This is a genomic window from Mycobacterium sp. DHQP2018-32-09 (assembly GCF_058148405.1).
Genome location: NZ_JBYVYK010000004.1, coordinates 109,568 through 130,337, shown reverse-complemented (window position 1 = coordinate 130,337; position 20,770 = coordinate 109,568). Strand labels below are relative to the sequence as shown.

General features: G+C 71.0%; 19 protein-coding genes and 1 pseudogene. 8 read left to right on the top strand and 12 right to left on the bottom strand.

What is annotated here, in order from left to right:
* Positions 1-16: 16 nt before the first annotated feature.
* Entirely contained in the window at positions 17-1,801 is a 1,785-nt protein-coding gene (acsA, locus tag AC30CM_RS03845) for an acetate--CoA ligase (protein ID WP_490115497.1), read from the bottom strand.
* Positions 1,798-2,433, bottom strand: a complete 636-nt coding sequence (locus AC30CM_RS03840) for a GNAT family N-acetyltransferase (protein WP_490115496.1) — start codon at positions 2,431-2,433, stop codon at positions 1,798-1,800. The genes acsA and AC30CM_RS03840 overlap by 4 nt, the downstream gene beginning before the upstream one ends.
* A 222-nt stretch (positions 2,434-2,655) precedes the next feature.
* Here AC30CM_RS03840 and AC30CM_RS03835 point away from each other — a divergent pair, with 222 nt between their 5' ends.
* Genes AC30CM_RS03835 through otsB form a run of 3 tightly spaced genes read left to right on the top strand, consistent with a single transcriptional unit; the run spans position 2,656 to position 7,865 of the window.
* Positions 2,656-3,234, top strand: a complete 579-nt coding sequence (locus AC30CM_RS03835) for an Rv1733c family protein (protein WP_490115495.1) — start codon at positions 2,656-2,658, stop codon at positions 3,232-3,234.
* A gap of 43 nt (positions 3,235-3,277) precedes the next feature.
* The gene (locus AC30CM_RS03830) at positions 3,278-4,189 is read left to right on the top strand and encodes a universal stress protein (protein ID WP_490115494.1); all 912 of its coding nucleotides are present in this window, start codon (positions 3,278-3,280) and stop codon (positions 4,187-4,189) included.
* Between the two features lie 16 nt (positions 4,190-4,205).
* On the top strand, positions 4,206-7,865 hold the full coding sequence (gene otsB, locus AC30CM_RS03825) for a trehalose-phosphatase (protein WP_490115493.1): 3,660 nt from the start codon (positions 4,206-4,208) through the stop codon (positions 7,863-7,865).
* 5 nt (positions 7,866-7,870) lie between these two features.
* Here the strand turns inward: otsB and AC30CM_RS03820 are convergent, their stop codons facing one another.
* Complete coding sequence (locus AC30CM_RS03820; RefSeq protein ID WP_490115492.1) at positions 7,871-8,137, bottom strand: hypothetical protein; 267 nt, start codon at positions 8,135-8,137, stop codon at positions 7,871-7,873.
* 164 nt (positions 8,138-8,301) lie between these two features.
* Here AC30CM_RS03820 and AC30CM_RS03815 point away from each other — a divergent pair, with 164 nt between their 5' ends.
* Complete coding sequence (locus AC30CM_RS03815; RefSeq protein ID WP_490115491.1) at positions 8,302-8,904, top strand: hypothetical protein; 603 nt, start codon at positions 8,302-8,304, stop codon at positions 8,902-8,904.
* 68 nt (positions 8,905-8,972) lie between these two features.
* Here AC30CM_RS03815 and AC30CM_RS03810 read toward each other — a convergent pair.
* Positions 8,973-9,674, bottom strand: a pseudogene (locus AC30CM_RS03810) (dienelactone hydrolase family protein); the annotation flags it as partial.
* 179 nt (positions 9,675-9,853) lie between these two features.
* Here AC30CM_RS03810 and AC30CM_RS03805 point away from each other — a divergent pair.
* On the top strand, positions 9,854-10,270 hold the full coding sequence (locus AC30CM_RS03805; RefSeq protein WP_490115490.1) for a pyridoxamine 5'-phosphate oxidase family protein: 417 nt from the start codon (positions 9,854-9,856) through the stop codon (positions 10,268-10,270).
* Positions 10,271-10,284: 14 nt separating this feature from the next.
* Here the strand turns inward: AC30CM_RS03805 and AC30CM_RS03800 are convergent, their stop codons facing one another.
* The 3 genes from AC30CM_RS03800 to AC30CM_RS03790 form a co-directional block, all read right to left on the bottom strand.
* Positions 10,285-11,229: a universal stress protein gene (locus AC30CM_RS03800; protein ID WP_490115489.1), complete on the bottom strand. Its 945-nt coding sequence runs from the start codon at positions 11,227-11,229 to the stop codon at positions 10,285-10,287.
* A gap of 75 nt (positions 11,230-11,304) precedes the next feature.
* On the bottom strand, positions 11,305-12,222 hold the full coding sequence (locus tag AC30CM_RS03795) for a universal stress protein (protein ID WP_490115488.1): 918 nt from the start codon (positions 12,220-12,222) through the stop codon (positions 11,305-11,307).
* On the bottom strand, positions 12,219-13,109 hold the full coding sequence (locus tag AC30CM_RS03790; protein WP_490115487.1) for a universal stress protein: 891 nt from the start codon (positions 13,107-13,109) through the stop codon (positions 12,219-12,221). Before AC30CM_RS03790 ends, AC30CM_RS03795 begins: the two co-directional genes overlap by 4 nt.
* A gap of 247 nt (positions 13,110-13,356) precedes the next feature.
* Between AC30CM_RS03790 and AC30CM_RS03785 the strand changes: the two genes are divergently transcribed.
* Complete coding sequence (locus tag AC30CM_RS03785) at positions 13,357-14,763, top strand: wax ester/triacylglycerol synthase domain-containing protein (RefSeq protein ID WP_490115486.1); 1,407 nt, start codon at positions 13,357-13,359, stop codon at positions 14,761-14,763.
* Positions 14,764-14,805: 42 nt separating this feature from the next.
* Here AC30CM_RS03785 and AC30CM_RS03780 read toward each other — a convergent pair whose 3' ends face one another.
* Together AC30CM_RS03780 and AC30CM_RS03775 are read right to left on the bottom strand one after the other, a co-directional pair.
* Positions 14,806-15,285, bottom strand: coding sequence for a DUF2231 domain-containing protein (locus tag AC30CM_RS03780; protein ID WP_490115485.1), 480 nt, complete (start codon positions 15,283-15,285; stop codon positions 14,806-14,808).
* A 39-nt stretch (positions 15,286-15,324) separates the two neighbouring features.
* Positions 15,325-15,996, bottom strand: a complete 672-nt coding sequence (locus AC30CM_RS03775) for a VIT1/CCC1 transporter family protein (RefSeq protein WP_490115511.1) — start codon at positions 15,994-15,996, stop codon at positions 15,325-15,327.
* 427 nt (positions 15,997-16,423) lie between these two features.
* On the opposite strand from AC30CM_RS03775, the gene AC30CM_RS03770 reads away from it, so the two are divergent.
* Together AC30CM_RS03770 and AC30CM_RS03765 are read left to right on the top strand one after the other, a co-directional pair.
* Positions 16,424-16,972 carry a hypothetical protein gene (locus AC30CM_RS03770; protein ID WP_490115484.1) on the top strand — a complete coding sequence of 183 codons (549 nt, stop codon included), beginning with the start codon at positions 16,424-16,426 and terminating at the stop codon, positions 16,970-16,972.
* Positions 16,973-17,074: 102 nt separating this feature from the next.
* Positions 17,075-18,145, top strand: coding sequence for a phosphatidylglycerol lysyltransferase domain-containing protein (locus AC30CM_RS03765; RefSeq protein WP_490115510.1), 1,071 nt, complete (start codon positions 17,075-17,077; stop codon positions 18,143-18,145).
* On the opposite strand, the gene AC30CM_RS03760 is transcribed toward AC30CM_RS03765, so the two are convergent.
* The 3 genes from AC30CM_RS03760 to AC30CM_RS03750 are packed head-to-tail and all read right to left on the bottom strand — an operon-like array spanning position 18,117 to position 20,580.
* Entirely contained in the window at positions 18,117-18,980 is an 864-nt protein-coding gene (locus AC30CM_RS03760) for a universal stress protein (protein WP_490115483.1), read from the bottom strand. The genes AC30CM_RS03765 and AC30CM_RS03760 overlap by 29 nt on opposite strands.
* Positions 18,977-19,723, bottom strand: a complete 747-nt coding sequence (locus AC30CM_RS03755) for a response regulator (RefSeq protein ID WP_490115482.1) — start codon at positions 19,721-19,723, stop codon at positions 18,977-18,979. The genes AC30CM_RS03760 and AC30CM_RS03755 overlap by 4 nt, the downstream gene beginning before the upstream one ends.
* The gene (locus AC30CM_RS03750; RefSeq protein ID WP_490115481.1) at positions 19,720-20,580 is read right to left on the bottom strand and encodes a universal stress protein; all 861 of its coding nucleotides are present in this window, start codon (positions 20,578-20,580) and stop codon (positions 19,720-19,722) included. Before AC30CM_RS03750 ends, AC30CM_RS03755 begins: the two co-directional genes overlap by 4 nt.
* Positions 20,581-20,770 lie beyond the last annotated feature (190 nt).

The window sequence follows — 20,770 nt, the reverse complement described above, 5'->3', positions numbered from 1 at the left end:
CCGGATGTGTCGGTGCTCACGGCTCGGCCACTTTCTCGGGTCGCCACTCGACGGTCGAGACGTCGCCCTCCGGCAGGCCGAGTTCACGCGCCTTCAACAGCCGCCGCATGATCTTCCCGCTGCGGGTGTGCGGTAACGACGTGACGAACTCGAGTTCCTTGGGCGCCACGGCCGCTCCGAGCCGGACGCGGGCGTGGCCGAGCAGCCGAGCGCGCATGTCGTCGTCGGCGACGTAACCGTCGCGGAGCACGACGAACGCCTTGACGTGTTCCCCGGCCACGGGGTCCGGGACGCCGATGGCCGCCGCCTCGGCCACCGCCTCGTGTTCGGTCAGCGCGCTCTCCACCTCGAACGGACCGATGAGGTGACCGGCCGACTTGATCACGTCGTCGCTGCGGCCGACGAACCAGAAGTACCCGTCGGCATCGCGTCGGACGAGGTCCCCGGTGAGATAGCGCCCCGACGCGAAACACTGGGCGTAGCGCCGAGCATCGTGCACGTAGGCGACGAACATCGAGGGCCACCCCGGCTCCAGCGCGAGTTCGCCCGTGACGTCCGGTTCGGCGAGTACCGACACCGCCCCGTCGTCGTGGCGCACCACGCATGCGGACACCCCCGGCAACGGTCTGCCCATGGAACCGGGCTTGACGTCGAAGGCGGGGGTGTTCGCGATCATGATGCCGCCGGTCTCGGTCTGCCACCAGTTGTCGTGGATCGGCAGCCCCAACACCTGCTTTCCCCACCACACCGTCTCGGGGTTCAGGGGTTCGCCCACGCTGGCGATGAAACGCAGGTCGGGGAAGCGGAATTCGGCGGCGACGGTCGGACCGGCCTTGACGAGCATCCGCAGGGCGGTCGGCGCGGTGTACCACACGGTGACGCGCTGGCTCTGCAGGATCGTGTACCAGCGGCGGGCGTCGAAATCGCCCTCGTCCACGATCGAGGTGACCCCGTGTACCAGCGGCGTGATCACGCCGTAGGACGTGCCGGTCACCCAGCCGGGATCGGCAGTGCACCAGAAGACGTCGTCGGGATGCAGGTCCAGTGCATACAGTCCGGTGACGTAGTGCATCAGCACCGCCCCGTGAACGTGCAAGGCGCCCTTCGGCGTTCCCGTCGTGCCGCTGGTGAAGTGCAGCAGGGCCGGATCACTGGCGGTGGTCGGGGCGATCGTGGTCTCGGGCGACGCGGCGTCGACCCAGCTCCAGAAGTTCACGGTGTCCGGCGGTTCGACGTCGCCGTCGGTGGTCACCACCAGGACGTAGCGTAGCGTGGACAGCCGGTGGCGCATCGGCGCGATCTTGCGGTCGTAGAGCGCCTTCGAGGTCACCAGCACGTCGGCCTCGCCGATGTCGAGCCGGGTCGCGATGGGATCTGGACCGAAGGCCGAGAACAGCGGACACACGACGCTGCCGTTGCGCAGCGCGCCCATGATCGTCACGTAGAGCTCCGGGCACCGTCCCAGCAACGTGAACACCCGTTGGCCGCGGCGCACGCCCAGGGCGCGCAGCACGTGCGTGAATTGGCTTGCCATGCGGGCCAGCTCGGCATAGCTGAGATCCCGGGTGGCCGTGGCCCCGTCCCAGGCCAGGGGGGTGACGAAGCGCAGCGCGGTGCGAGCGGCCAGCGCACCGCCGGCGTGCCGGTCCACCGCGGCGTAGGCGATGTTGCACCCGCCGCCCGGCATGCCCGCGCAGGGGTCGGGTACCTCCGCCCAGTCGAAGGTCTCTCGGGTTCGGTCGTAGTCGGTGAGGTTGGGAGTCACCGACCAGTCCCGCACGGTCTTGTGGATGACGCTCACGGCGTGCGCTCCAAGGTCCGCTCCAAGGTCCGCTCCGAGGTCCGCTCCGAGGGATTCGCCAACCGGCGCAGATCGATCTCGACCGAGTACACCGATCCGTCGCGGTGCCACGTCACCGGTACGTGCGCGTCGAGCAGCACCCGCCGCATCGCGGTGTTCTCGACGAGGACGTCGGCCACGGCGCGGTGGTGACCCGCACGCCGCGCGAGGGCCGCCAGGTCGGTCAGCAGCGCCGTGCACAGTCCGCGGTCGTGGTTCTGGTGTCCGATGAGCACGGAGATCTCCACGGTGTGGGGCGCGTCCGCGGGTGTGTAGTTCGCCATCCCGACCAACGACCCGTGGTCGAACGCGCCGAGCGCGACGGCGTCGGGTGCGGGATCGACCAACGAGGAGGCCCACTGGCAGAGGTAGCGCGGATGCACCGTGAAGAAGCGGTGGTAGCGCTCGTCGTCGCTGAGCGAATCCGCAAGGGCGACCACCGCATCGACGTCGTCGGGCCGTAGCCTGCGGATGACCGCGCTGGTCCCGTCGTGCAACACGACGGCATGTTCCGAGGCATGATCCGAGCCCTGTCCCGAGCCATGATCCACGGCGGGATCTCCCGGCGTCGTCGCCGCACTGGTGCTCGTCATCCATCGCCCCCCGGGAAGTGCCGACGCCTCGATCGGGCACGTTAGGTGGCCGCCATGGCGCGTGCCAAGGGAACTTCGTCACCGCCGGTCGGCCGACGAGTCGATGCCGACGGAGGCCATCGACTCGTCGGCAGGTGACGTTGGGCTCTCACCATGCGAGGCCGAGACGACGACGATCGCCGATGGGCGGCGCCAGCCGGGCGCCTGGACTAGGGAACCGGAATGGAGAACTTCACGTTGAGATGGCCGCACGGCCGACTGCTGTGGGGCCTGCGGCGAAATGACATGCTGCGCATCAGCGATCGGGTGGAGGCCATCGCGACGGTGTTCGCCATGGTGCTCGTCGTCCTGGCGATTCCGGTGGCCGCGGCCGTCGGGACCTCCTCGCACGAGCGGCTGATCGCCGCGGAAACGGCCCGCGTGGCAACACTGCGGTCGGTGACCGCCAAGGCGATGTCAGACGGCCGAGCCGTCGTCGTCGGGCCCCGCGACGACTACGTCGCCGACGTCAGCTGGACGGTCGACGGCGCGACGCACACCGGCGTGGTGGAATGGCCGTCCAAGGTGCACGCCGGCGACGAGATCGGCGTCTGGCTGGACCCCGCGGGCGACCTGACCTCGGGCCCGGCGCCCGCCGGTCAGGCGGCGGTGGCGGCGACGGTCCTGGCCGCTGCGGCGTGGCTGAGCTTCGCGGCGGTGATGGCCGTCGCGACGTGGGTGCTGCGGTGGTGGCTCGACGTCGGCCGGCTGATCGACTGGGAACGCGAACTCGAGTCGTTCCCCGACGGCAGCCGGCATTGACGCATAGGACCGGGGACCACACCGGGGGAGGGGGCGAGGGTCCATGACATCGACGTCGAAACGCCGACGGGCGCGCCACGGAGTGATCGTCGGCGTCGACGGCTCACCGCAGTCACGGGTGGCCGTGGATTGGGCGGCCCGCGACGCCGCGCTGCGTTCGGTGCCGCTGACCGTCGTGCACGTCATGCCCACCGCGACCATCGTGTCGTGGATGGACGCGCCGGTCAGTGCGGCGTTCTGGGAGGAGCGCGACCGGCGTGCCGAGGCGATCGTGGGTCAGGCGCTGGACTGGGTCGCCGACGCCATCACGTCGTCGCCGAAGATTCCGGTCCGTCACCACCTGGCCCTGGCGCCCTTCGTACCGACGCTCGTCGACCTCTCGGAGGCCGCCGAGCTGATGGTGGTGGGATGCCGCGGACTCGGGGGTGTCGCGGGCCTGCTGCTGGGGTCGGTGTCGACGGGTTTGGTCCACCGTGCCCACTGCCCCGTGGCGGTGATCCACGACGAGGACCCGTTGATGCCCAACCCGTCTCGGGCACCGGTCGTGGTCGGTGTCGACGAATCCCCGGCGTCGGAGCCGGCCCTCGAGATCGCCTTCTACGAGGCGTCGCTGCGGAACGTTGAACTGCACGCCGTGTCCGTGTGGACGGACGTCGAGGGTGGTGGCGGTGACGAGGCTTGCCCGGGCGTGACGGACTGGGCCGAGGATGCGGCCCGGGAAGCGCTGGCGGAGCGGTTGTCGGGCTGGATCCGGCGCCGTCCCGAGGTCGAGGTGCGGACGTTCGTCGAGAGGGGTCACCCGGCACGGCGCCTGTTGCAGCACGGGGGCGACGCGCAGCTGCTGGTGGTGGGCAGTCACGGCAGGGGTGGGCTCACGGGCAGGTTGCTGGGCTCGGTGAGTTCGGCCGTGGCACAGGGAGCCCGCATGCCGGTGATCGTCGCCCGGCAGGGATGACCGGGGGATGCCGCGCATGGCCGACACGCAGGGCGCGGTTCGCATCGATCCCCGCTACTACGACACCGTGCTCATCGACCTGGACGACGCCGCCGGCCACCTCGTCGCCGAACCGCTGGTGCGCAGTTGCGCGGACCTGGAGCGGCAGCTGTGTGCCGTCGGCATCACCGCGGTGATCCGCTGCGGGCAGGCCGAGTGCGTCGACGCCGTGCGGGCGGCCGGGATCGCGCAGACGTGTCCCACGGTGGTGGGGCCGGGTGCCGCCGGCGTGGCGTCGCTGGCCGACCAGTTCGGCCTGCGGCGCGAACGCAGCGTCGTGATCGCCCACGGCGAGGCGGCGGTCGGCCAGGCACGCGACGCCGGATTCGCGTTGGTGATCGGTGTCGACGAGACCGGTGACGTCGAACGGCTCCGGCGGTGCGGTGCCGATGCCGTGGTCCCCGACGCCGTGGGCATCTCGGTGCCCACCGGGTACCGCCGCCAGTCCGAACTCGACGACGCGGCGCGACGGCTGGAGCAGATCGCCGGGATGATCACGACCAGGCAGCCGGTGGTTCTCGTCGACTTCGACGGCACCCTGTCGGAGATCGTCAACGATCCAGCGACGGCCCAGCTGACCCCCGAGGGGGCCGAGGCGATCCGGGCGATCGCCGCGCGCTGCCCGGTCGCGGTGGTCAGCGGGCGCGCCGTGGACGACGTCCGGCAGCGCGTGGGAATCCCCGGCGTCTGGTATGCCGGGTGCCATGGGCTGCAACTGACCTCTCCCGACGGCAGCACCGTGGCCAACGACGTCGCCGCGGCCAGCGTCGACGTCCTGCGGGCCGCGGCCGACGACGTCGAACGTCAGCTCACCGGCATCGACGGCGTGCTGGTGGAGCGCAAGGCGTTCGCGGTCGCCGTGCACTACCGCAATGCCGCTGCCGCTCGCGTGCCCACCATCGAGTCGGTGGTCAAGATCGTGGGCCAACGACTGAACCTGCCCGTCACCGGGGGACGCAAGGTCGTCGAGCTGCGGCCGACGATCGACTGGGACAAGGGCTCGGCCGTCGAGTGGTTGATCGGACGCATGTCGGATGCCGAGCTGCAGCTGCCGATCTATCTGGGCGACGATCTGACGGACGAGGATGCGTTCGACGCCATCCGCCATCGCGGCCTGGGCGTGGTGGTGCGCCACGACGAGGACGGCGATCGCCCCACCGCGGCGCACGTCGCCCTCGCCGGGCCCGACGCGGTGTGTGCGTTCCTGGTGTCCCTTGCCGACCGCGTCCGGCGCGACCGCAGCAGTGCGGCCGCGTGGACCATGACCTTCGACGGCTACGTGCCGCACGAGGAACGGCTGCGGGAATCCCTGGGTACGGTCGGCAACGGCTACCAGGCCGTTCGCGGTAGCGCTCCCGAGTGTCGCGCCTGCGCCGTGCACTATCCCGGCACGTACGTCGCGGGCATCTACGACCGGCTCGACGACGAGGTCGGGGGCATCGCCATCTCCAACGAGAGCATGGTCAACCTGCCGAGCTGGCTGCCCTTGACGTTTCGATTCGGGGAGGGACCGTGGTTCGGCGTCGACGACGCCGAGGTGCTGTCGTACGCCCTCACCGTCGACCTGCGTCACGCCATGGTGCTCCGCACGTTCCGGATCCGCGACCACGCGGGGCACGTCGTCGCGGTGACGCAGCGCCGCTTCGTCGCGATGCACCTGCCTCACGTCGGGGCGCTCGACATGCAGTTCGTGGCCGAGAACTACTCGGGCGCAGTGGTGTTCCGATCCGGGATCGACGGCGACGTGGCGAACACGGGCGTACAGCGGTATCGGGACCTGTCGTCGCGGCACCTGGTGATCGAGCGCACGACCGCTGCCGACGACGCATCGCTGCTCCTCGAGGCGGTGACGGTGCAATCCACGCTGAGGGTCGCGGTGGCCATCAGGACGGTCGTCCACGGTGGCGACGGCCTCGACCTGGCGCCGCAACGCCACCTGGTCCGCGATGATCGCAGCATCGCCCAGGAGCTGACCGTCGACGTCGTCGCGGGTCGGCCCGTCTTCGTCGAGAAGGTGGCCGCGGTGTTCACCGGGCGCGACCACGCCATCGCCGAACCGGCCGCCGATGCGCTGCGCGAACTCGAACGCGTCTCGGACTGGGCCGAACTCGCACGGGGACACCGGGTGGCGTGGGCGCATCTGTGGGAACGATTCGCCATCGACGTCGGCATCGACGACGCATCGCTGCGCGTCGTGCGGCTGCATCAGATGCACCTGTTGCAGACCCTGTCGGTGCACACCGCCGATCTCGACGTCGGCGTACCCGCACGGGGTTTGCACGGTGAGGCATATCGCGGCCACGTGTTCTGGGACGAGCTTTTCGTGTTCCCGGTGACCAACCTGCGGTTGCCGATGGTGACCAAGTCGCTGCTGATGTACCGCTACCGCCGGCTGCCCGAGGCGCGCCGGGCTGCCCGTGCGGCCGGCTTCGCCGGTGCCATGTTTCCGTGGCAATCGGCCAGCGACGGGCGTGAGGTCAGCCAGCAACTGCACCTGAACCCGCGATCAGGTCACTGGTGCCCGGACTTCAGCGCGCGCGCCCATCACGTCGGCATCGCCGTCGCCTACGACGTCTGGCAGTACTACCAGGTGACGGGCGACATCGGGTTCCTCATCGACTACGGTGCCGAGCTGTTGGCCGAGGTAGCGCGGTTCTGGGTCAGTCGGTGCGAATTCGACTCCAGGCGTGGACGTTACGTGGTACGCGGCGTCATCGGGCCCGACGAGTTCCACTCCGGGTACCCCGGGCGCGCGTTCGCCGGCGTCGACGACAATGCCTACACCAACGTCATGGCGGTGTGGGTGATCCTGCGTGCGCTGGACGCCATGGCGACCATGCCCGACTACTACCGGCTGTCCCTGTTGGAGGCGTTGGGCATCGACGACCCCGAACTGCGGCGCTGGGACGACGTGAGCCGCAGGATGTTCGTGCCCTTTCACGACGGGGTGATCAGCCAGTTCGACGGCTACGCCGACCTTCAGGACCTCGACTGGGCCGCCTACCGGGAGCGGTACCCGGACCTGCAGCGGCTGGACCGCATCCTGGAAGCCGAAGGCGACGACGTCAACCGGTACCAGGCAGGCAAACAGGCCGACACCGTGATGCTGTTCTATCTCCTCTCGGCGGACGAACTCTACGAACTGTTCGCCCGGTTGGGATACCGTCTGACCCCGGAACAGATTCCGCGCACCATCGCGTACTACCAGAGCCGGACGTCGCACGGTTCGACGCTGAGTGCGGTCGTGCACTCCTGGGTGCTGGCCCGCGGCAACCGTCACGAGGCGATGCACTACTTCCGGCAGGCGCTGGCTTCCGACGTCGTCGACGTCCAGAGCGGCACCACCGCCGAGGGCATCCATCTGGCTGCGATGGCGGGGAGCATCGACCTGCTGCAGCGGTGCTTCACCGGGCTGGAGTTCCGAAGCGACCGGCTCGTGGTCGGGCCGCTGTGGCCACGGGAGTTGGGGCCCTTGGCATTCGCATTCCGCTATCGCGGTCATCGGCTGTGGCTGCGTGCGGTGGGACGGCGGGCCACGCTGACCGCCGAGCCGTCGGATGCGCCCGCGGTCGTCGTCGAATGCCGGGGCCGGACGCAGACGCTCAGGGGCGGCGGCACGGTCGACTTCGAGGAGTGACCGGGTCAGTGCACCAGGCGCAGGCGCTCGCCCCACTCGGCGGCCGCAGCCGAGGCGGTGGCGTCGTCGTCCGATCCCGCCGCCTCGACCAGCGCGACCACCGCCTCGGCCAGTGCCAGCGGATCGACGTTGTGGAGCTTGGCCTTCGACACCAGTTCCAGGAACGCCTCGTCGAGGCTGCAGCCGTTCAGCACGCTCAGGATGCCCTCTGCGGCGCCCAGCACCCGGATTCCCGCCCGGTCGGCGGTACGCCGTCTCCCCGTGTGGTTCATGGAAACCCCTCCCGTTCGTCCTGCCGGCGAGTGTCGCGTTCGGTGTCGCACGTCGCCAGGGTCCGATGGCCCTCGGCGTCGCGGGCAAGGGACTTGCGACCCTGGCGAAGCGCTCGCCGCGGGGAGCATCGTGACTCGGTGATGGCCTGCTCAGGAGGACCGACGTGCGCAACGAAGACGGGACGGACACGATCGACGTGTCCCAGGGTGCGGCCACGGCGCAGGTGCACCCCGACGGGAAGCGGGAAGCCCCGCCCGCGGTCGAGCCGCCTGCCCCACGCGGCAGGCGGCGCCGGTGGGTGCTGGCGATCGGCGCCGTCGCCGCGCTCACGGGCATGGCCGCCGCGGGATACCTCGTGGGCCACGCCACCTCGACCACGCGGGTGGTGACGAACTCCGACCGCGTCGGCGTCCAACAGTGGTGGAGGCAGGCCCAACCCGACGTCGAGGGTCTGCAGGACACCATTCAACAGGCGCGCAGCGCGATCGCGGAGGGCAACGCGCGAGCCCTGTTCCTGGTGTGTCAGACGATGCACGACGCCAGTGCGTTGCGGCTGCGCGCGCATCTTCCCGCGCCCGAGCCGACGTTGAACGCCGACGTCCAGGGTGCCGTCGACGATGCCCACTTGGCCTCGCACGTGTGTCTGGCGGCACAGGCCGGATCCGAGAACGAGACCGCCGGGGAGTTCACCTCCGACATGGAGGCCGCCGACCGGCAGCTGCGCTCGGCGCAGGACCTGGTGAACGGGATGCTCGTGGCGAACTGACGGGGCGCCAGGCACGTCGACACCTTCGGAACCCACGGCGAGCACACGGCAACCGCAGGCAATCGGAATCATCGGAGGTGGTCGTGGAACCAGTCGCGCGCCAGCCGGGCGGCGGCCTCCAGTGTCCCGGGTTCTTCGAAGAGATGCGTGGCACCGGGGACGACGACGAGGTCACACCGGCCCGGCATGGCTCTGCGCGCAGCGCGATTCAGCTCGAGCACCTGGTGATCGGCGCCGCCGACGATGAGCAGGGTCGGTGCCGTCACGCGCTGCAGCGCGGGCCCGGCAAGGTCGGGCCTGCCGCCGCGCGAGACGACCGCCCGCGGCTGCGCCTGCGGATCGGTCGACGCCAGCAGGGCGGCCGCGGCGCCCGTGCTCGCGCCGAAGTAGCCCAGCGGCAGTTCGCCGACGTCGGCTCGCCGCCGCAGCCACTGGGTGACCTCGACGAGCCGTGTCGCGAGCAGGGTGATGTCGAAGACGTTGGCCCGGTTGCGCTCCTCGTCGGGCGTCAACAGGTCGAACAGCAGCGTCGCGATGCCCGCGTCATGGAGGACCTGCGCGACGAACCGGTTGCGGGGACTGTGGCGGCTGCTGCCGCTGCCGTGCACGAACGCCACCACGGCGGTGGCGTCTTCGGGGATCACCAGCCGGCCGGCCAACCGCACGCCGGGCAGCGGGATCTCGACGTCCTCGTGCCGCGCAGCCGACACCGGGTGATTCGAGAAGGCGAGGTTGCCGGGTTCCTCACCGTCGTCCTCACCGTCGTCGAGGTTCCCGATGCCATGCTGGGCGTTGCCGTCAGGGGTCTGCACGAGCACCAGCGTCGCCACGACGTGCGGCCGCCGCCAGGGTACGAAGTCCCGAATGACCGGCCCCGCGACGACGTGTGTCGCACTGATTCGACTGTGCCGGAGACGATTCGACGAGGGGAGTGGCGATGCTGGGCAGCTTGAGCGCAGAGGAGATCGAGGACGTGCTGCGCACCAACGTGGTCGGGCGGATCGGCTGTCTCAGCGCAGGCCGACCGTACGTCGTGCCGGTGTGCTACGTCTACGACGACGGCTCGATACTCGGTCACACCATGCCGGGAGCCAAGCAGACGGCATTGCGCGCACACCCCGACGTCTGTTTCGAAGTCGACGAGGTGGGCGCCACGCTGTCACAGTGGCGCAGCGTCATCGCCTGGGGGCGTGCGGAATTCCCGGGCGGCGACATCGCCCGCCGCGATCTCGACGTACTGGTACGGCGCATCGTGCCGCTGCTCGGGCGGGACGTCCCGCACGACCATCCCGATCCGGAGGTCGTCGCCGCGTCCGGGGTGTACCGGATCCGGCTCGACGAGAAGTCCGGTCGTTTCGAACGGTGAGCCGGCCCAAGCGGTCAGCCGTCCCCGGGGCCGTCCGCCGCCGCGTGATCGCGCACGACGATCACCGGGACGTGTGCGGCCTGCACCACGGCGTTGCTCACGGAGCCCAGCAGCATGCCGGCGAGTCTGCCGTGACCGTGACCGCCGACCACCACGAGTTGCGGGTGCTCGGCGGAGTCCACCAGCCGTCGGGCGGGTTGGTCGCGGACCACCAGCCGCCGCACGTGCACGTCGGGATGGCGCTGCTGGAACGGCGCGAGTTGCTCGGCCAGCCAGGTGTCCTGCTCGCGGCTGATGGCGTCCCAGTCCAACCCGGCGAACTCCCACGCGCCGGGCGACCACCATGCGTGCAGCGCCACCAGATCCGCACCCCGCAGCGCTGCCTCGGCGTACGCGACGGCCAACGCGGCCCGTCCACACCGGGAGCCGTCTACGCCGACCAGGATCGGGGCACCCGTCCTCGTCGCGGCGGCGCCGTCGTCACCGTGGTCACCGTGGTCACCGTCGTCGCCGACCACCGCGACGGGGCAGCGGGAGCCGTGGATGGCGGCCGCCCCGACCGAGCCGAGCAGCACCCGGTCGAGCGCGCTGCGGCCCCGTCGTCCCACCACCAGCAGGGCGGCCTCCCGCGACGCGTCGATCAGGGCCTGCGCCGCTGCGGCCGTGGGCATGTCCGTGGCGACGACGATGGGAGCTGCGACGGCGGTCTCGGCCAGTCGCGCCGCCTCCTCGAGAACGCGCCGGCCCGCGGTGCGTTCGGCGTCGACGGCGGCCGGTGCAATCCTGGGTCCGAGCGGTGAACCCGTGATGGGCGGCACCGCGTGGACGATCCGCAGCGGTGCCCGCCGCAGCGCGGCGTCGCGCGCCGCCCAGCGCAGTGCGGCGTTCGACGCCGGCGATCCGTCCACCCCCACCACGACGTGTCCACGAGCCGTCGACTCGGTCTCATCCTCCGGCACGGTCTCACCCTCAGGCACGGTCTCACCCACTTCCGTTCTCGACACGACGTCCGACGTGCGCATCGCGCGGCGCTGCTACCGCGCCACGATCACCGGCACGTCGGCCGATTGCACCACCGCGTTGCTCACCGAACCCAACAACAGACCCGAGACCCCCCGGCGGCCATGCGATCCGACGACCACGAGCTGGGGTCGGCGCGGCATGTCGAGCAGTCGTCGTGCGGGACGGTCGCGGACGATCACCCGGCGGATCGACACGCCCGGATAGCGGCGCTCCCAGACCTGCAGCCGATCGGCCAGCCAGCCGTCGAGATCCCGTTGCAACGCCTCGAGATCGGCGACCGGCAGCTCCCAGGCTCCCGGGGTCCACCAGGCGTGCACCGCCACCAGATCCACGCCTCGCAGCGACGCCTCGTAACATGCCACCTCCAGTGCCACGTCGCCCTGATGCGAGCCGTCGACGCCGACGAGGACGGGTGCGTCGGCGTCGGCGGGCGGTTCGGCGTCGTGCACCACGGCGACCGGACAGTGCGCGCCGTGCAGGACCGCGGCGGACACCGACCCCAGCAGCGCCCGCGTGACGGCACTGCGGCCCCGTCGGCCCACCACCACCAGACTCGCCGTACGCGACGCATCGACGAGTGCGGCGCTCGCGGTGGAGGACGGCATCGCCGTCACCACCGCCAACGACGGGTCGGCGCTCGAGATGGCGAGGTCGCGGTACTCGGCGAGCATGTCCCGGACCGACTGCTCGAGCCGTGCGAGCACGCTCGCGGGAGGTGCCGCCACGAGTGCGCCGTCCGGCGGTGGCAGGGCGCCGACGATGGTCAGCGGGACCCGCCGCAACCCGGCGTCGCCGGCCGCCCACCGCAAGGCGTGTGCCGCACACTTCGATCCGTCGACGCCGACGACCACACCACCGCAGCCGCTGCGGGATTCGGGGGCCCGCGACGACGTGCCGGAGGCCGCCGGATCCGCACCCGGGGCGTTCACCGCTGCTCCGCGTGGCACACCATGACGGGAATCGGACTGTGATGCAGCAGGTTCAGGGGAGTCGACCCGAGGACCACCGAGGTGAGCGCGCTCCGCCGATGGTTGCCCACCACCACGAGCTGAGCATCGGCACACTGCTGCAGCAGAGCGGAACTCGGCTTGCCCTGGACGACGCGGCATTCGACGTCGGCGTCGGGATGGCGATCGCGCAGTGGCGCCACCGCCGTGTGCAGGAAGCGTGCCTCGGCCGCCTTGACCGCCTCCCAGTCGATGACGTAGGGGATGGGCACGCGCCCGGCCTCCAGGGCGTATCGCCAGGCGTGCACGGCGCGGACCGGTACCCCGAGGCGTTCGGCGTACCCGAACGCCGTCTCGAGCGCCGTCGTGCCCGCCGGCGTGTCGTCCACCCCCACCAGCACCGGTCTGTCGTCGGGAGTGGCCACGTCGCGCCACACCACGACGGGGCAGGCGGCGTGGGTGGCGACGGCCAGCGACGTCGAACCGACCAGCAGTGCTGCGGCGGGATTGACGTCCTCGCAGCCGACGACCACCACCTCGGCGCGCTTGGAGGCGCGCACGAGCCCCTCGGCGATCGGCTCGTCGAGGCACTCGGTGGTCACCGTCACCTCGGGATGGCGTCGGGTGACCACCTCGGTGGCGCGGTGCAGGAACCGTTCGCCGATGGCACGCTGGTCCTCGGAGGCGGCCGCCCGGATGGCGATCATCGAGGCATCCGAGACGTGATGGCCCATCGACGGCAGGGAGTGCACCAGGTGCAGGTGCGCGCCGCAGGCGTCGGCGAGTCCGGCCGCCCAACAGGCGGCACCCACGCCGCCGGTCGATCCGTCGACTCCGACGACGACGTCGGCCGAGTTCTCCGTGGTCATGTGTCCTCCGCTCCGGCTGCGCCCGCGGTGCGGTGTCGCAGGTCCGAGTGCATGCTCGCCGTGAAAGCGTGGCCGGGGCAAGAACTTCGGTACCCCGGTCGATGCGCTCAAGGCCCCGTTCGCCAGGGACCAAGTTCTCTTGTGGACCGCAGCGGAGGCGATGAGCATGTCCGGATTGCCATGTCCGGATCGACCCTTGCGTCGACGACCGCGCCGACGGTCCTGACGGCACCCCCGGGAGGGATTCATGGTCACCTACGACGCGCCCGAAACCCTCAGCGGCACGGATCAGTTCATGTGGTCACTGGGATCCGACCCGGTGCTGCAGTCGACCATCGTCACGATGACCGTGTTCGCGGGCAGCCCGGATTGGGACGTCGTCGTCGACCGCTTCGCGAGCGTCGCGAAGGCCGTCGTGCGGTTCCGCGAGCGGGTGGTGGCGCCCTGGCCGGGACTGCGCCCGCGGTGGAGCGTCGACCTCGACTTCGACGTCGCCGACCATCTGCGCCGGGTCGTCACGGCCGAGCCGGTGGACCTGGCCATGTTGCTGGAATGCGCCCAAGGCATGGTGATGGCGGGGTTCGATCGGCGTCGGCCGCTGTGGGACGCCACGTTGTTCGCCGATCGGTCCGGCGATGCTGCTGCGCTGCTGTGCCGTTTCGACCACGGCCTCACCGACGGCCTGGGGGCTCTCGACGTCGCCGAGGTCCTCTACGACCACCCGGACCGACCCGGTGACGACGGGGCGCGACCAAGGGCGCCACACCCCGACGGCCACGAACGTGCGGCATCGTCTGGACTTCTCGGACTGCAGGGGTTGGGTGATCTCGCCGCCCGGGAGGCGGGCTTGGCGCGGCGGATCGTCTCGGGGTGGTGGGGGGTCACCGAACGCGCCGCCGAGGTCGTCCGGGACCCGGTGGGCTCCGTCGTGGACCTCGTATCGACCGCCGCCTCGGTGTATCGGACGGCTCGACCCGTCGAGGGACCGCTCTCGCCGATCATGCGCTCGCGCAGCGCGATCCGGCGGCTGGCCGTGCAGGAAGTGCCCACCGCAGACCTGCTGGCCGCGGGGCACGCGGCCGGCGGTTCGCTCAACGACGCCTTCATCGCCGCGGTCACCGGCGGTCTGCGGCGCTACCACCACGCCCGCGGCGTGGCGGTGGGGGACCTGATGCTGTCGATGCCGATCAGCATCCGTCGCAGCGCGGACCCCCGCGGGGGCAACCGGGCGACGTTGGCCCGCATGGCCGTCCCGGTGGACGTCGTGGATCCCCGCCGTCGGATCCAGCTGATCCGGGAACGCACCGCGGGCGCCCGGCACGAACGGTCCCTGCCGCTGACCGAACCCATCGCCGGCGCGCTGAACGTGGTTCCGCGCGCGTACGTGGCCTCGTTGTTGCGCCGGGTGGACTTCTTGGCCAGCGACGTGCCGGGGTTCGCGGCGCCCGTCTCGATGGGCGGCGCGCCGGTGCGGATGCAATATGCGTTCGGACCGACTCTGGGTGCCGCGCTCAACGCCACCCTGCTGTCCTATGCGGACACGTGTGCCATCGGGTTCAACGTCGACGTCGCCGCCGTGCGCGACGTCGACCTGCTGCGCGACTGCCTCGCCCAGGGGTGCACCGAGGTGCTGGAACTCGCCGGGTCGTCGTGAGCAGGCAACCGTGCGGCGCCGTGTCCCGGTGGTGGCGGCTGGTCAGTCGCCGCCGTCCGCCGCGCCGGCCTCCGAACCCCAGGCGGAGCGTGCCCCCGAGTCGCCCACCCGGTAGACCTGGATGACGGCGGCGGCGCTGGCCGCGACGACCACGACCGCGACCACGACGGCGGCGATCGCCGGCAGCGTGCGGCCGCGCCGATCGAGCAGGTGGACGGCGACGAGCAAGGCCGCCGCGACCACCAGACCCACCGCGAAGTACGGCATGGTGTCGCCGAGTTCGGCGTGGACGTGCACCGCCTCGGAGGGGCCGGAACGATGCTCCAGCCATTCCCCGGCCTCGGTGGTCACGGGGGTGATGGCCGCGACGGCGACCGCCAAGGCCGCCACCAGCCAGACGAGGTGGCGGCGCGCGGCCGGCCAGACGGCGCACAGGACCGCCAGTAGCGCGGTGAGGGGAATGAGCACCACGACGAAGTGCACCAGCAGGACGTGGGCGGGTAAGCCGGCGATGGTCGACATCGGTCTCCGTCTCGAAGGGGTGGGCAGGTTCGGGTTGGTTCAGGCGATCGCGGCGCCGACGAGGTGGCCGACGCCATAGGTGACGGCAAGGGCGAGAGCCCCGCCCACCACGTTTCGGACGATCGCCGGCCCGCGAGGTGCGCCGCCGAGCACGGCGGAGGTGATACCGGTGACGGCCAGCGCGAGTAGCACCGCGACCACCGTCACCGGCACCCGCAACGAGGTGGGCGGCAACAGGATTGCCAGCAGGGGCAGGAGCGCGCCCACGGTGAACGACAGCGCCGACGACAGGGCCGCCTGCCAGGGGTTGGTGAGGTCGTCGGGGTCGATGCCGAGTTCTGCTTCCGCGTGGGCCTTGATCGCATCGTGTGCGGTGAGTTCGGTCGCGACCGCCTTCGCGGTGGCGGGCGACAATCCGCGATCCTGGTAGATCAGCGCCAGCTCTTCCAGTTCGGCGTCGGGATCCTCGCGAAGTTCGCGGCGCTCCTTGCTCAGCAGTGCCCGTTCGGTGTCGCGCTGCGTGCTCACCGAGACGTACTCGCCCAGCGCCATGGACACGGCGCCCGCCGCGAGTCCGGCCAGCCCCGCGGTGAGGATGGGGCCGCGTTCGGCGGTCGCGGCCGCGACGCCCACGACGATGCCCGCGGTGGAGACGATGCCGTCGTTGGCGCCGAGCACCCCGGCTCGCAACCAGTTCAGTCGCGAGGCCATGGAACCGCTGTGCGGCTCCGCCGGATGTGTCGGTGCGTTCACGACGGGAACGCTAACCCGCGGCGGGTCGCACCGCCAGCAAACGTAGCCTTGCCAAACACGTTGTACGACAGGGTATGCGCGAGAGGGGAGGGGGAGAGCACGGGTGGGCGGCGGGGGAAGGGGGAGAGCACGGGTGGGCGGCGGGGGAAGGGGGAGAGCACGGGTGGGTGGTGGGGAAAGCGCGGCCGACGGTGCCGAGGGGGGATCGGCACTCCGTCGGCCGCGCAGGCCCCGAGATTAACGGGAAGTTCTTGGGAAACTCCCAGAATTGGTGGTGCGCCCATGGGGCGGCGTCCTGGAGACCAATGTCCATCGACGCGTTCCCCTCGGCAGCCCTACGTTGGGTGGGCAACTGCGACGCCGGCACGACACGGGGAGGCCTCCGATGACGGGAGTCGTGCTGACCGACGAGCAGATCGCCGCGCTCACGCCCTGGGAGCGCCGAGACCTCATCAGCAGGCTGCAACGGCCGGCAACGGAGCTGCGCCCGCGGGGATTCGCGGCGACGTTGCGTCGGGTGCACCTGGGGCTCATGGCGGCGGGGGCGACGTTCATGATCCCCTGGATCGCCTACCTGGCGGTGAGCCTGCCGCCGACGTACGTGGTGCGGCACTGGACCGTGGCCTGGGTCGGTTTCGACTGCCTGCTGGTCGCGTTCATGGCGGCGACGGCGGTGCTCGCGTGGCGGCACCGCCAACTCCTGGTGTTCTTCGCCTTCACGACCGGCATTCTGCTGCTGTGTGATTCGTGGTTCGACGTGATGACCGCCGGTCCCGCCGACGTGCGGGCCGCGGTGGCGACGGCGGTCCTGGGCGCCGTTCCGCTGGCCGCCATCCTGATCGGCGGGGCCTTGGGGATCGTGCGGCTCAACGCCGGTCGGCTGTGGCAACTCGACGTCGACGAGTCATTGTGGCAGCTACCGTTGCTGCCCTAGCCGGGTCCGCGTCGAGCGGCGGAACCACCGTCGCGGGCGTGGCGGTCTTCGCCGTGCTCACCGTCGTCGTCGTCCTCGTGGTCGACGCGATGGTCCGGGCCGCTGCGCCGCCGACCGATCCGCGGGCGTGGCGGGCGGGCGTGGCCCCTGATCGCGTCGACCCACGACGATCCCCTTGCCCCCTTCGCGATGTCGGAGCGCAAGGACGTGATCGTCGTCGACGGGGCGGCCATCGCCTATCGCGTGACCTTCGGCTGCGCCGTCGTCAGCGGTGACCCGATCGGGAACGCCGAGGCCTTTCCGCGCCTGGTGCACCGCTTTGCCGACGCCTGCAGGCAACGGGGCTGGCACCCGGTGGTCCTGGGCTGCGGGGAAGCGGCGGTCGAGTTGTGGCGCGACGAGCGCGTCGTCGGCCGCAGACCCATGGCGATCCCGTTCGGTCGCGACGTCGTGATCGACGTGGCCGACTTCCGCATGGTCGGCAGGGCGTTTCGCAACCTGCGGCAGGCGGTCGCGAGGACCCGGCGCTGTGGCGTGACCGCGGAGATCGTGTCCGAACGGGACGTCACACCCGAGCTGTTGGCGCAGCTGTGCGCCGTGCTGCGGGCGTCTCACCGGCGGTGTCGCATGGACCGCGGGTTCTCCATGACGTTGGACCATCTGCTCGACGGTCGCTATCCGGGCGTGTTCCTGACGCTCGGTCGCGATCGCACGGGGCGGGTGGTGGGCTTTCAGCGCTATGCCCAGGCGGGCGGGGGGAGCGACGTCAGCCTCGACAACGGCTGGCGTCGGCCCGATGCCCCGAACGGCGTCGAGGAGCGCCTCACCGTCGAGACCATCGAGTGGTGTCGAGGGCACGGGGTCAGCCGACTGTCCCTGGCCTTCGCGCCGTTTCCCGAACTCTTCGACGAGCGGCCCCGCTCGTGGGGTCTGCGGATCGCCCGCATCGCCAGCCACGTCCTGGATCCCGTGATCGGACTCGGCTCGCTGTATGACTACTTGCGCAAGTTCCACTCCTTCGGGCGGCGCCGCTTCGTGGTGGTGTCGCTCGGTCGTCTCCCGGTGGCGCTGGTGGCGCTGCTGGCGTTGGAATTACTTCCGCGGCCACTGCATCGGCCGGCGGGACGGGCGGGAACGCCGGACGTCACCGCGGCGCGGCGGTCCGTTCGGTAGGTCGCTCGTGCGCGTGTTCCCGGGACACCACGACCACGAACTCGACCCCGGCGGCATGCGCGTGGCCGGCACGGATCAGGGCCGCGACGTCGGCCGCGTGGGCTTCGTCGATCACCACCAGGGCGTTCAACTCGGGGTTCGCCTTCACGAAGCCCGCCAGGTCGCCGTCGGTCCAGACGGGGTGGACGCGGATGCCGGGATGCGCCAGAGACCAGCGTGCCGCCATGTCGCTGAGGGTGTCGCTGGGTACCAGGCCGAGGTTCGGGTGACGTGTACCCAATGCCAGCACGGGCCGGTGCAGCACCTCGGCCTGCTGCATGGCCGCGGCGGCGGCGCGGTCGTCGCTGGTCCACGGATCAGCCGGGAACACGACCCAGGATGCCTCGCGGGTGGACCGAGCGGAGTCCCGCGTCGACGCGACGATGGCCACCGGGCAGTCCGCGTGGGCGGCCACCTCCGCGACGGTGGAACCGAGGAAGGCGGCGCCCAGATGTCCGATGCCGGAGGACCCGAGGCAGAGCATCGTCGCGTCGCGCGACTCGGCCAGCAGGATGCCCGCCGGAAAGCCCTGCTGGATCGAGACCTCCACGTCGACGTCGGGTGCCGCGGCGGCCACGTCCGCCTGCACGGCGTGCAACGCGTGTTTCGCGGTGTCCACGGCGTGGTGGTACTCGGACGCCGTCGGCGTTCCCGACAGGTCGGTACGCACCACCCAGACCAGGCGCAGCGCGGCGTGCCGGTGGCCGACCTCGTCGGCCGCCCACAGCGCCGCGCGGTGGGCGGCATCGGAACCGTCGATCCCCACCACGATCGGTGGCGTCGTCGAGTTGGTCATCGGGCCTCCTGGGAGCCTGCGGACGCTTGGTCCAGCTTGGACACGAAGACTGCTGCCTGGGTACGCCGCTCCATCCCGAGCTTGGCCAGCAGCCGCGATACGTAGTTCTTCACGGTCTTCTCGGCGAGGAACATGCGGGCGGCGATCTGCCGGTTCGTGAGCCCCTCCCCGAGGAGGTCCAGCAGGGTGCGTTCCTGTTCGGTGAGCCCGGACAGCGGGTCGGATCGCTGTGCCGCGCTGCGAAGCTTGGCCATCAACGCCGCCGCGGCGCGGTTGTCCAGGAGGGATCGACCGGTGCTGACGACCTTGATGGCGTGCGCCAGGTCCATCCCCTTGACGTCCTTGAGGACGTAGCCGCTGGCACCTGCGAGGATGGCGTCGAGCATGGCCTGGTCCGACGTGAACGACGTCAACATCAGGCACCGCAGATCCGGAACCACCGAGAGTAGGTCGCGGCACAGTTCGATCCCGTTGCCGTCGGGGAGCCGCACGTCGAGCACCGCGACGTCCGGGCGCAGCACGGGTATCAGGTCCATGGCCGCCGCAGCGGTCCCGGCTTCGCCGACGATCGTCAAACCCGGCTCGGCGCTGAGGATGTCGATGAGTCCACGCCGCACCACCTCGTGATCGTCGACGAGGAAGACCGTGACGCGTTCCGGCCCGGACGCCGGTGGGTGACCGTCGCGGGTGGCGGCCGACGCGGTCTCGTCGGCGTGGCAGCCGAACTCGCGGGAGTAGCTCACAGTGCACCGTGCCGCTCGGCGATCAGCACCGTGACGTGGGCGGCGTCGAGCGGTGGGCGCGGCTCGGGACCCAGCAGCCGGGACAACTCGTCGTGCACGCCGTGTCCCACCACGACCACGTCGATGGACTGCGCGTGGCGGGTGTAGTAGTCGACCGGGTTCTCCTTGATGGCCACGGCTTCGATGTCGAGGCCGGGATGGCGCTGACGGTGGCGGTGCAGCGATCTCTCCAGCCGTCCCGCGGCCTGGCGCGCCCCCTCGGCGAACGAGCGGCCGTCATGGACGTCGGTGAAACTGGGATGCCAACGCGTGAGCACGCGCAACGGCGCCTGCCGCAAGACGGCCTCCTCGACCGCCAGCGTGACGACCGCCGCGTCGTCCGGGCCGTCGTGGCAGGAGGTCATGACGTAACGCCGTCCCGGCCGATGCCCGGCCGAGCCCACGATCGCCACCGGACAGTGGGCGTGCGCGACCAGGCCGGTGACGGTGGAACCGACCCGTCTGCCCAGGGCGTGGTTCACGCCGAGGGCACCGAGACAGACCATGAGGGCACCGCGCGACGCCGTCATCAGCGCCTGCACCGGAGAACCCTGGATGATCTCGACCTCTATCTTGACCGGTCGGTTCGTGGACTCGATGGCCATCGCGACGTGCCTGACGGCGCTCTCCGCCGTGGCGAAGTCACAGGCGGCGGACGTGCCGGCGCGGGTGGCCGACGGTTCGATGGCGTACACCAGCCGCAGCGGTACGTCGCGCTCGACCGCCTCCTCGACCGCCCACAGCGCCGCGTCCACCGCGCGGCGGGAGCCGTCGATGCCGACCACGACGGCCGGTGAGGGAGGATCGTTGTGGCGCATGGGAACTCCAAGGCAGTGGGGAAGGCAGTGAGCAAGCGGTGAGGAGGCAGTGAGCAGGAACCCGGAGGCCTCGGGACAGCCGAACCGGGCCTCTCGACGGCAGTCACCCCAAGGCTAGGTGGGGTTCGGCGTCCGCCGGCAGGGCCCAAGGTCCTGGCAGCCCTCGGCATTGGTCCCCCGCGCCGGCTCT

What these genes read in the sequence shown, in the direction of transcription:
- otsB (WP_490115493.1), top strand. Translation starts at nt 4,206, where the DNA reads ATGGCCGACACGCAGGGCGCGGTTCGCATCGATCCCCGCTACTACGAC.
- AC30CM_RS03760 (WP_490115483.1), bottom strand. Translation starts at nt 18,980, where the DNA reads ATGACCAACTCGACGACGCCACCGATCGTGGTGGGGATCGACGGTTCC.
- AC30CM_RS03770 (WP_490115484.1), top strand. Translation starts at nt 16,424, where the DNA reads ATGACGGGAGTCGTGCTGACCGACGAGCAGATCGCCGCGCTCACGCCC.
- AC30CM_RS03790 (WP_490115487.1), bottom strand. Translation starts at nt 13,109, where the DNA reads ATGACCACGGAGAACTCGGCCGACGTCGTCGTCGGAGTCGACGGATCG.
- AC30CM_RS03820 (WP_490115492.1), bottom strand. Translation starts at nt 8,137, where the DNA reads ATGAACCACACGGGGAGACGGCGTACCGCCGACCGGGCGGGAATCCGG.
- AC30CM_RS03785 (WP_490115486.1), top strand. Translation starts at nt 13,357, where the DNA reads ATGGTCACCTACGACGCGCCCGAAACCCTCAGCGGCACGGATCAGTTC.
- AC30CM_RS03750 (WP_490115481.1), bottom strand. Translation starts at nt 20,580, where the DNA reads ATGCGCCACAACGATCCTCCCTCACCGGCCGTCGTGGTCGGCATCGAC.
- AC30CM_RS03780 (WP_490115485.1), bottom strand. Translation starts at nt 15,285, where the DNA reads ATGTCGACCATCGCCGGCTTACCCGCCCACGTCCTGCTGGTGCACTTC.
- AC30CM_RS03830 (WP_490115494.1), top strand. Translation starts at nt 3,278, where the DNA reads ATGACATCGACGTCGAAACGCCGACGGGCGCGCCACGGAGTGATCGTC.
- AC30CM_RS03775 (WP_490115511.1), bottom strand. Translation starts at nt 15,996, where the DNA reads ATGGCCTCGCGACTGAACTGGTTGCGAGCCGGGGTGCTCGGCGCCAAC.
- AC30CM_RS03835 (WP_490115495.1), top strand. Translation starts at nt 2,656, where the DNA reads ATGGAGAACTTCACGTTGAGATGGCCGCACGGCCGACTGCTGTGGGGC.
- AC30CM_RS03840 (WP_490115496.1), bottom strand. Translation starts at nt 2,433, where the DNA reads ATGACGAGCACCAGTGCGGCGACGACGCCGGGAGATCCCGCCGTGGAT.